This is a genomic window from Clostridium sp. (assembly GCF_030532265.1).
Classification (GTDB): Bacteria; Bacillota; Clostridia; order Clostridiales; family Clostridiaceae; genus Clostridium.
This window is the reverse complement of record NZ_JAUNLM010000064.1, coordinates 1-10,926: the sequence shown is the minus strand read 5'-3', so window position 1 is coordinate 10,926 and position 10,926 is coordinate 1. Positions and strand designations below refer to the sequence as shown.

Annotated in this window: 6 protein-coding genes; all 6 read left to right on the top strand. The window is 27.6% G+C overall.

Annotation, left to right across the window (positions count from 1 at the left end):
- Nucleotides 1-13 precede the first annotated feature (13 nt).
- Nucleotides 14-976, top strand: coding sequence for a N(4)-(beta-N-acetylglucosaminyl)-L-asparaginase (locus Q4E08_RS10625; RefSeq protein ID WP_303130809.1), 963 nt, complete (start codon nt 14-16; stop codon nt 974-976).
- Between the two features lie 152 nt (nt 977-1,128).
- Nucleotides 1,129-2,508, top strand: a complete 1,380-nt coding sequence (gene pepV, locus Q4E08_RS10620) for a dipeptidase PepV (RefSeq protein WP_303130807.1) — start codon at nt 1,129-1,131, stop codon at nt 2,506-2,508.
- A 440-nt stretch (nt 2,509-2,948) separates the two neighbouring features.
- Nucleotides 2,949-4,103 (top strand): NADP-dependent malic enzyme, encoded by a 1,155-nt coding sequence (locus Q4E08_RS10615; protein WP_303130806.1) that lies wholly within the window; start codon nt 2,949-2,951, stop codon nt 4,101-4,103.
- 200 nt (nt 4,104-4,303) lie between these two features.
- Complete coding sequence (locus Q4E08_RS10610; RefSeq protein ID WP_303130805.1) at nt 4,304-7,192, top strand: discoidin domain-containing protein; 2,889 nt, start codon at nt 4,304-4,306, stop codon at nt 7,190-7,192.
- Nucleotides 7,193-7,560: 368 nt separating this feature from the next.
- The gene (locus Q4E08_RS10605; protein ID WP_303130804.1) at nt 7,561-9,159 is read left to right on the top strand and encodes a peptide chain release factor 3; all 1,599 of its coding nucleotides are present in this window, start codon (nt 7,561-7,563) and stop codon (nt 9,157-9,159) included.
- Nucleotides 9,160-9,640: 481 nt separating this feature from the next.
- The gene (wecB, locus tag Q4E08_RS10600) at nt 9,641-10,765 is read left to right on the top strand and encodes a non-hydrolyzing UDP-N-acetylglucosamine 2-epimerase (protein ID WP_303130803.1); all 1,125 of its coding nucleotides are present in this window, start codon (nt 9,641-9,643) and stop codon (nt 10,763-10,765) included.
- The last annotated feature ends 161 nt before the right edge of the window (nt 10,766-10,926 follow it).

Sequence of the window (10,926 nt, the reverse complement as noted above, 5' to 3'; positions counted from 1 at the left end):
GGAGGAATAAATTATGAAATGGGCTATGATAGCTACTTGGAGAATGGCAGTTGAAGGGATTACAGAAGCATCAGAAGATCTTAAAAATGGAGGATTTGCAGGAGATGCAATAGAAAAAGCTATAAAGGCAGTTGAAGACTTTCCTTATTATAAATCAGTAGGATACGGTGGACTTCCAAATGAGCATTGTGAAGTAGAGCTTGATGCAGCATATATGGATGGAGATACACTTTCAATAGGAGCAGTTGCTGGAATAAAAGATTACAGCAATCCAATAAGTATAGCAAGAAAATTAAGTGAAGAAAGATTTAATTGCTTTTTAGTTGGAGCAGGAGCAGAAGATTATGCACACAAAGAAGGTTTTGAAAGAAAAAATATGCTAACTGATAGAGCAAAACAACATTATAAGAAGAAAGTAAAAGAAACTTTAGAAAAAGGCTTAAGCCCATATGACGGTCATGACACAGTTGGTATGATAGCTGTAGATAAAGAAGGAAAAATGGTAGCTGGAACTTCAACAAGCGGACTTTTTATGAAGAGAAAAGGAAGAGTTGGAGATTCACCAGTATCAGGTTCAGGATTCTACTGTGATAGTGAAGTGGGGGGAGCGTCAGCTACAGGTCTTGGAGAAGACTTAATGAAAGGATGTATTTCATATGAAATAGTAAGATTAATGAAAGAAGGAATGCATCCACAAGAAGCTTGTGATAAAGCTGTTCAAGATTTAAATGATAAATTAACAAGAAAACGTGGAAAATCTGGAGATCTTTCATTAGTAGCACTTAATAATAAAGGTGAGTGGGGAGTTGCAACTAATATAGCTGGTTTTTCATTTTCAGTAGTTTCAGAAGATGAGGAGCCAACAGTATATGTTTGTAATAAACAAGAGAACGGAAAAACTACTTATGAAAAAGCATCAGAAGAATGGTTACAAGCTTATCTTGATAGAATACATTCACCAATAACATTTGATTAATAATTTTAAGGTAGCTAATATTTAGCTACCTTAAATAATATAGTTAAAATTATTTTAAAATGTAATTTTAACTATGTTTAGTATATAAAATAATATTTTATATTTAAAATATAAAAATAATTTATTATTAATTATTTAAGGAGATGTGATTTATGAAAGAGGTAAAAGATGATCTTAATATAAAGTTTAAAGAAAAAGTTTTAAGCTACAAAGATGAGCTTATAGAAAGTATAAGAAGACTAGTTAAAATAGATAGTATTGAAGGGGAAGCTAAAGATGATGCACCGTTTGGTGAAAATCCTAAAAGAGCATTAGAAGAAGCATTAAAAATAGCAAAGGAACTTGGATTTAAAACAAAAAATATAAATAATGCTATTGGTTATGCTGAATTAAGTTTAGGAGAAAATTGTAGTGATGATTATATTGGAGTAATTGGACATGTTGATATAGTTCCAGTTGGTGAAGGATGGTCATATAATCCTCTTGATGTAACAGAAGCAAATGGAAAAATATATGGTAGAGGTGTTTTGGATAATAAAGGACCAATAATGTCAGTTCTTTATGGCGCAAAAATAATAAAAGATTTAAATATACCCTTATCTAAAAAAATAAGAGTTATTTTTGGTACTAATGAAGAAACAGGATTTAAAGATATTCCTTATTATTTAAATTCAGAAAAACCACCTGTAATGGGATTTACTCCAGATTGTAAATATCCAGCAGTATATGGTGAAAGAGGAATACTTGATGTAACAATATGGAGTAATGAAATAAAAAATTATTATGTAGAAAATATTAAAGGTAATTTTAGAAATAATATGGTTCCAGATTTTGCAGAAATATGCATAAAGAGAAATGAATTTTTAAAAGGTGAAAGTACAAGTTGGGAAACAAATATAACTGAAAAGGTAAGTGCAAAAGGTAAACAAGCACCAGGAAATGCACCAGAGGTTGGGATAAATGCAGCTACAACTTTATGTAAAACATTAAATGGAATTGGAAGTTTTAAGGGTGAACTTGGCGAATTCTTTAAGTTTGTTCATAATAATTTTCATGAGAATCATTCATTAGAAAAGTCAGGAATAAAGTGTGAAGATGAAATATCAGGAAAACTTGTTATAAATCCATATAGTATAAGTAAAAATGGTAATAAACTTGGAATATCAGTAGTATTTAGGTATCCAATAACTTATAAATATGAGGATATTATTGAAATAATAAATAGTATAAAAATAGAAGGATATGAAGTTGAAGTTAATAGAAGAATGGATTCAGTATGTTTTGATAAAGACCATATACTTCTTAAAGAATTACAAAAGGCATATGAAGGTGTTACAGGAGAAGATGGAACACCAGTTACAACTACGGGGGGTACTTATGCAAAAGTATTTCCTAATATAGTAGCTTTTGGACCATCATTTCCAGGTCAGAAGGGAATAGCACACAATAAGGATGAATATATGGATGTTAGTGATCTTTTATTAAATACAGAAATATTTACTAATGCTTTATATAATTTAGCTAAAGAGTGATGGTAATTAGATTAATTTATTATTTAAATATTTATCGTTAAAATTTACAAAAAACAGTATAAATGTTATCAAAACTGTGATTAATTATTTTAGGTTGTGGATAATTTTTTATATTTATTTATGTTAATAGATTTTAGATTTAAAATTTTTTGTTATTTAATTATATATTCTTATTAAATACAAGTATTATTAAAACTAATACTTGTATTTATAATTAGTTTTTTGAATATAAATTTAATTATAATATGTTATTATAGTTTTATAATAAAAGCTATTTTTAAAGTATCACTAATTTTTATATAAAATTTTATTATTTGAATGATTATTAATATTTAATTATTAAAAGAAATAATAAATAATTAATAAAGATATAGCCTATATTAATATCAATTGAAAATATAGATTAAAATATAATTTATAAATTGAAAGGGGATAGAGAAATGAATATATATGAAGAGGCGTTAAAGTTTCATGGAGAACTTAGAGGAAAGCTTGAAATTAAGTCAAGAGTTAAAGTTGAGAGTAAAGAGGATTTAAGTTTAGCATATACACCAGGAGTAGCTGAACCTTGTAGAAAAATTCATGAAAATAAGGAATTAGTAAATACATACACAAGAAAATGGAATACAGTAGCAGTAGTTTCAGATGGTACAGCAGTTTTAGGACTTGGAGATATTGGTCCAGAAGCAGCTCTTCCTGTAATGGAAGGAAAGAGTGTATTATTTAAGGAGTTTGCAGATGTTGATGCAATTCCAATAGTTTTAAATACAAAAGATGTTGATGAAATAGTTGATACAATAGTTAGAATATCACCAACTTTTGGAGGAATAAATTTAGAAGATATATCAGGACCTAGATGTTTTGAAATAGAAAAAAGACTTCAAGAAAAACTAGATATTCCAGTATTTCATGATGACCAACATGGTACAGCAATAGTTGTATTATCTGCTCTTATAAATGCACTTAAAGTTGTTAAAAAAGATAAAAAGGATATAAAGATTATTGTAAATGGTGCAGGAGCAGCAGGATGTGCTATAACAAAACTTCTTTTATCTTGGGGAGCTGGAAATGTTGTTATGGTAAATATAAATGGTGTTATTCATAGAGATATGGAACATGAAAGTGAAATTCATAGAGAACTATCAGAAGTTACAAATAAATATAATGAAAAAGGACATCTTAAAGATGTAATAAAAGGAGCAGATGTATTTATAGGAGTTTCAGCACCAAATGTACTAACAACTGAAATGGTTAAAACAATGAACAATGATTCAATAGTATTTGCAATGGCAAATCCAGTTCCAGAAATATTTCCAGAAGATGCTATAAAAGGTGGAGCAAGAGTTGTTGGTACTGGACGTTCAGATTTTAATAATCAAATTAATAATGTATTAGCATTCCCAGGAATGTTTAGGGGAGCTTTAGATGCAGGTGCTAAGAGAATAACAGAAGAAATGAAACTTGCAGCAGCTTATGCAATTGCAGACTCAGTTAAAGATGATGAATTATGTGAAGAATATATAATGCCAAAAGCATTTGATAGAGATGTACAAATAAAGGTTGCTGAAGAAGTTAAGAAGGCGGCGATTAAATAAAATAATTAGTGATAATATTGAGTGTTTATCATAAATAATCATTAAATTTGAATAATTATTTAATAAAAAGTTAAAAAATATACAAATTTATTTACTCATATTAAATAGGATTGTATTATTTAATAGAAATCAATTACATTAAGTCTACATTTAAGATTTCAATATCTTAAATGTAGACTTTTTGCTTTATGGGGGAACATATGAAAAATAAAAAGATTCAAGCAATTATAATAGCTAGCGCTATGACTGTTAACTTAGTTGTACCATCAACTAATGTTTTAGCAGATGAATTAGGAAACAAGGTAGAAATTAATACTGTTTCTGAAAATACAGATATAAATAAAAATATATCTAGTACTATTTTGAAAAATAATGAAGTGAAAGAAGGTGAAAAAAATAATATAAATTTAAAAAATTCAGTTACGAACAAAAATGAAAGTATTACTAAAGACATTAGTAAAAAAGATAATACATATAAATTAGGTTGGAATAAGATAGGTGAAGATACATATTACATTGATACAGATGGGAATAAAAAGACTGGATGGCAAACAATAAATGGAATTAAATTTTATTTTGGACAAGATGGTAAGTTAAAAACTGGTTGGCAAAATATTGGTGATTCAAAATATTATTTTTGGGAATCTAATCAACCGGCAAAATGGTCAGGAACTCCTGTTGGAGCAATGGCTAATGATAATTGGATTCAAATAGATGGAGTATATTATAGTTTTAATAGTGATGGAAGGCTAAAAATAAAAGATATAGATTCAAAGAATGAATCAAATAAAAAATTAGAAGAAGACAATTTAAATACATTTATAAATAAAGAGTTAAGTAAGATAGATATAAGCAATGTAAGTGATGTATTAAATAATGAAGAACTAAATAAATATGTTAACAAAAAAGAACTTATATCAAGAATAGGAGTAGATAGTTTAAATCAATTTAAAAATACTGATGCTGTACATAAAAACTTTATTAATTGGCTTTTAAATAATAATGAAGCTATGGAATATTATTTAACTGGTGGGCTACCATCAACAACAACTCAAGGTTCAATGGGAGCTTATCGTTATGAAAATAATTCAAAAGTAAATAAAGAAAAAGAAATAAGTGCATTAGAAGTTTGGTCAAAAATTTGGAATTTTGATAAGGAGTCACAAACTGGAATAAATTTAAAAATTGCTATAGCAACAGCATTAGAATTTGCAAGTCCAGTAAACACATGGCTTACAAATAAACCATTAGATTCAATATCAAGATACAATAGTTTTAAAGATTCAAATAAAGAAGGAATACTATTTCCTTGCTTTAAAGATTTAAGTATAAAAGATTTAAGAAATGTAGTTAATGCAAAAATAACAGATGAAGATATAATATGGCTTAGACAATATGTAAAAGAGTTAACAGAAGGAAAAGAAGATAAAAAATTTAAATGGCAACATGATCATGTTCATAATCCAGATTTATTAAGTCAGGATAAAATAGCAAATATATGCTCAACAATACAATATACTAAAACAAACCCATATGGAAAAAGTATATTTGGAGCAGGATTTTATGGAGATAATCCAACAATAGAAAAGGTAGTTGAATATGGTGGAGTTTGTGGATCTATATCAAAGTTTAGTACAGCAGCATGTCAAGTATTTGGGGTACCTGCATATCCTGTAGGTCAACCTGGACATTGTGCATTTCTTCATTTAAATTCAAAAAATAATTGGCAACTAGGATATGATGTATTTGGATGGGAAAAGTCAGGTGGATATTATAATTCAATTCCATACATGTTAATAAATGAGGAGTTAAATTTAAATAATAATCAAGATGCATATATAAAATCTGAACAACTTAGAATTATTGCAAAAAATATTAATTCTAAAGAAATATCAGAAACTTTATTAAATGAAGCAATAAAAATTGAACCAATAAATTATATGGCTTTTGAAGATAAAATAAATATTATGCTAAAAGATTCAAATACTAAATTAGAGCAATATAGAGAATTAAATTTACAAATAATGAATAACTTTAAAAAGTATCCTCAAGTTATGGAAAATTTACTTATTAAAATTAGAGAGAAAGTATTAAATGGTGATAGAAAAGAAGTACAATATTATGTAAATAAATATGAACCAGCACTTAGACAAGTTTCAGATAATAGACAAAAACCTTATGCAAATAAGCTTTTAGGTGAAATGGTTCAAAACGGATTATATTTAGCAACGTTTAGTTTTGATGGAATTAATGGAGGAAAGCTTGTTGGAGTAAAGAAAGGTATTGATGAATATAGTATTGATGGAGGAAAAACTTATAAGTTAGTTAATGAAGATTCACAAATGTTAAGTGAAGAAGAGATAAATAGTTTAACTTCTGAAAATGGAATATTAGTAAGAGTAAGGGGAAGTGAAAATCCAAATATAATTAAGATAAAAAAAGGTTCAAATATAAATATATCAATTAATGATGATGAAAACTTAATATTTGGTTTAAATAAAACTATGGAGTTTTCAAAAGATGAAGGAAAAACTTGGACTCAATATGATGGAAATAATTTAGGTGATTTAAGTGGAAATTTAGCATTATTAATTCGTAAGAAAGCAAAAGAAGATACATTAAGTAGTGATATAGTTAAAGTTAATTTTACGGATAATGAAGCTCCAAAAGGATTAATACTACATAAAAATATGAAAGTAAAAGCTTTTTCAAGTGAACAAAATAATTCAGATCAATCAGTTAATAATGCTATAGATGGAAATAAAAATACTATTTGGCATACAAAATGGGATAGAAGTGATAAAACACCATTTATAACAATAGAACTGAATAAAGAATATGACATAAAAAAGTTATCATATACACCAAGACAATCAGGAAATTATAATGGCAATATATCACAATATAATATATATACAAGTTTAGATGGTGAAAATTATACAAAAGTTAAATCAGGTTCATGGCAATCAAATAGAGAAGTTAAATTTGCAGATTTTAAAGACGTAAAAGCAAAATACGTAAAGTTAGAGGTTGTAAATGGAGTTAATGGATTTGCTTCAGCTGCAGATATAAGCTTATATACAGAATAGAAATATAGAATATTTAAATAAACAATAAAAGGGATTTAAAATTTAAGTCCTTTTTATGTTTTATTAATATAATTTTAAGTATTTAAACTATAAAATTTAATTGTTAAATTATTTACAGTAATATCCATTAGGTGGTTATAGGTTATCAACTAATATTCTAATAAATTCAACAATTGCACATATTTAAATTAAAAGATATTGGTATACTTATAATAAATTAGAGAAAAAATTAAATTAAATAAGGGTTTTTAAGTTATGTACATTGAACCTGTAACTATGTTATAATCGAGGGTAGATTGTAATAATAAAGGTAAGATAATTTTAAAATAGAAATAAAAAGCACTATTAATATATAAGGAGGAAATATCTTGGCTGATTTTAAAAAAGAAATAGAAAAAAGAAGAACCTTTGCAATAATTTCTCACCCAGATGCAGGTAAAACAACATTAACAGAAAAATTCTTATTATATGGAGGAGCTATAAGACTTGCAGGTTCAGTAAAAGCAAGAAAAGCTTCAAAACATGCAGTATCTGACTGGATGGAAATTGAAAAACAAAGAGGAATATCTGTAACATCATCAGTTATGCAATTTAACTATGGTGGACACTGTATAAACATATTAGATACTCCAGGTCACCAAGACTTCTCAGAGGATACATATAGAACTCTTATGGCAGCGGATTCAGCAGTAATGGTTGTTGATGCAGCTAAAGGGGTAGAGGATCAAACAAAAAAATTATTCCATGTTTGTGCATTAAGAGAAATGCCAATATTTACTTTTGTAAATAAGATGGATAGAGAATCACAAGATCCATTCCAATTATTAGAGGATATTGAAAATGAACTTGGAATTAAAACATATCCAATGAACTGGCCAATAGGCTCAGGTAAAGAATTTAAAGGTGTATATGAAAGAGACAACAAAAGAATTATAGCATTTACAGGTGGAGCTCACGGACAAAAAGAAGTTGAAGCTATAGATGGTGATGTTGATGATCCTAAATTCAAAGAAATATTAGGAGAAGCACTTCATGAAAAATTAATGGAAGATATAGAGCTTCTTGATATAGCTGGAGATGAATTTGATGTAGAGAAAGTAAGAGCAGGGGAACTTACTCCAGTATTCTTTGGATCAGCTCTTACAAACTTTGGTGTTGAGCCATTCTTAGAACATTTCTTAGAAATGACAACATCACCACTTGGAAGAAAATCAAGTATAGGTGATATAGATCCATTTGATGAAAAATTCTCAGCTTTTGTATTTAAGATACAAGCAAATATGAATAAGGCTCATAGAGATAGAATTGCATTTATGAGAATATGTTCAGGTAAGTTTGAAGCTGGAAAAGATTATTTCCATATGCAACAAAATAAAAAAATAAAACTTACTCAACCACAACAATTTATGGCTCAAGACAGAGAAATTGTTGAAGAAGCTTATGCAGGAGATATAATTGGGGTATTTGATCCAGGTATATTCTCAATTGGAGATACTATTTGTACACCATCAAAGAAATTTAAATTTGAAGGAATACCAGCCTTTGCTCCAGAACATTATGCTAGAGTTAGACCAGTTGACACAATGAAGAGAAAACAATTCATTAAAGGGGTTACTCAAATAGCACAAGAAGGAGCAATCCAAGTATTTAAAGAACTTCATATCGGTATGGAAGAAATAATAGTTGGTGTTGTTGGTGTTCTACAATTTGAAGTATTAGAATATAGACTTAAAAATGAATATAACGTTGATATAAAGATGGAAAGATTACCATACAGATTTGTTAGATGGATTGAAAATGATGCTAACATTGATGTTGATAAGTTAAACTTAACATCAGATACAAAGAAAGTAAAAGATTTAAAAGATAGAAACTTACTTATATTCCAAAACACTTGGGGAATTAGCTGGGCGTTAGAGCATAATCCAGGGGTAGTATTATCAGATGTAGGAAAGTCAGAAGAATAGTAGTATAGTTATATATTAAAAAGTGATTTATTATATTACAGGTAGAATGTTTAATTTAATAAAAGTATTTTGATTGTCTTTTTCTTAAATATTAATAAGATTTTTGAAGTTTATTTTATTTAGATATATTAGAATTTTATTATAGTTATTATAAAAGCAATGAAATACTAGAATCTTATTTAAATATTCTACTAAGTAATATAATAATCAATTATTGTAAATGATAGATAATATATTATTTAAAATTAATAGCTTACATTAAGTAGACTAGAAATTTTGGATGTTAGCAATAATTAAAAAGTAAATGTTTAGCTTAGAAATTTACAGTTAAATATTTAAGTTAAGCATGTTAGCTAAAGATAAGTTATAAATTACATAAATATAATTTAAGGAAATATAAATTATAAGAAGAAAAATTTTAAATATTAATTTTAATATTAATCAGCAGTTTATGCTACATTTTAAAGGACGGTAGATTACTATGAAAAAGATAAAAGTATTATCAGTTTTTGGAACAAGACCTGAAGGAATAAAAATGTGTCCATTAGTTAAGGCACTTGAAAAAGACGATAGATTTGAATCAATAGTATGTGTAACAGCACAACATAGAGAAATGCTTGATACAGTACTTGAAATATTTGATGTTCATCAAGATTATGATCTTGATATAATGGCTCACGGACAAACAATAGTTGATATATCAAGTAAAGTTTTAAAGGGAGTAGATGAAGTAATTAAAAAATGTCAGCCGGATATAGTATTAGTTCACGGAGATACTTCAACAACTTTAAATGGAGCACTTGCTGCATTTTATAATCAAGTTCCAGTAGGACATGTAGAAGCTGGGCTTAGAACATATGACATATATTCACCATTCCCAGAAGAAGCAAATAGAAAACTTACAGGTGCTATAACAACACTTCACTTTGCTCCAACAAAAACAAATAAAGCTAATCTTTTAAAAGAAGGTGTAGCAGAAGAAAAAATATTTATTACAGGAAATACAGTAATTGATGCGTTACTGAGTGTAATAGATGATACATTAATGTTTGAACAGCCAATATTAAATGATATAGATTATAAAAATAAAAATGTAATATTACTTACAACTCATAGAAGAGAAAATTGGGGAGAACCAATGGAAAATATCTTTAAAGCAATGATTAAGCTTATTGAAGAAGATGAAAGAGTAGAAGTTATATTCCCAATGCACAAAAATCCTGCAATAAGAGAGTTAGCTCATAAATATTTTGATAAATATGCAGGAAGAGTATTCTTAATAGAACCTCTTGAGTATGTTGAATTTGCAAATCTTATGTCAAGAGTTAAGCTTATAATGACAGATTCAGGTGGAATTCAAGAAGAAGCACCAACACTTGGTAAACCAGTAATGGTACTTAGAACAGAAACAGAAAGACCAGAAGCAGTTGAAGCAGGTACAATAAAACTTGCAGGAATTGAAACAGATAAAATTTATGAAGAAGCTAAGAAACTTTTATTAGATGAAGAAGCATATAAAGAAATGGCACATGCAGAGAATCCATATGGAGATGGAACAGCTTGTATAAAGATATTAGATGTAATAAGCAATTACTTTTCTAAATAATTATAAAAATTACTCAATTAGATACCACCAAAAAGCTATAAATTTTGGTGGTATTTACAAAGTAGGAGGAATATAAATGGATAAGCTTTATTTAGTAATACCTTGCTATAATGAAGAAGAAGTACTTCATGAAACTAGTAAGAGATTACTTGATAAAATGA

Coding starts and splice junctions, on each gene's coding strand:
- Q4E08_RS10625 (WP_303130809.1), top strand. CDS start 14: ATGAAATGGGCTATGATAGCTACTTGGAGAATGGCAGTTGAAGGGATT.
- pepV (WP_303130807.1), top strand. CDS start 1,129: ATGAAAGAGGTAAAAGATGATCTTAATATAAAGTTTAAAGAAAAAGTT.
- Q4E08_RS10615 (WP_303130806.1), top strand. CDS start 2,949: ATGAATATATATGAAGAGGCGTTAAAGTTTCATGGAGAACTTAGAGGA.
- Q4E08_RS10610 (WP_303130805.1), top strand. CDS start 4,304: ATGAAAAATAAAAAGATTCAAGCAATTATAATAGCTAGCGCTATGACT.
- wecB (WP_303130803.1), top strand. CDS start 9,641: ATGAAAAAGATAAAAGTATTATCAGTTTTTGGAACAAGACCTGAAGGA.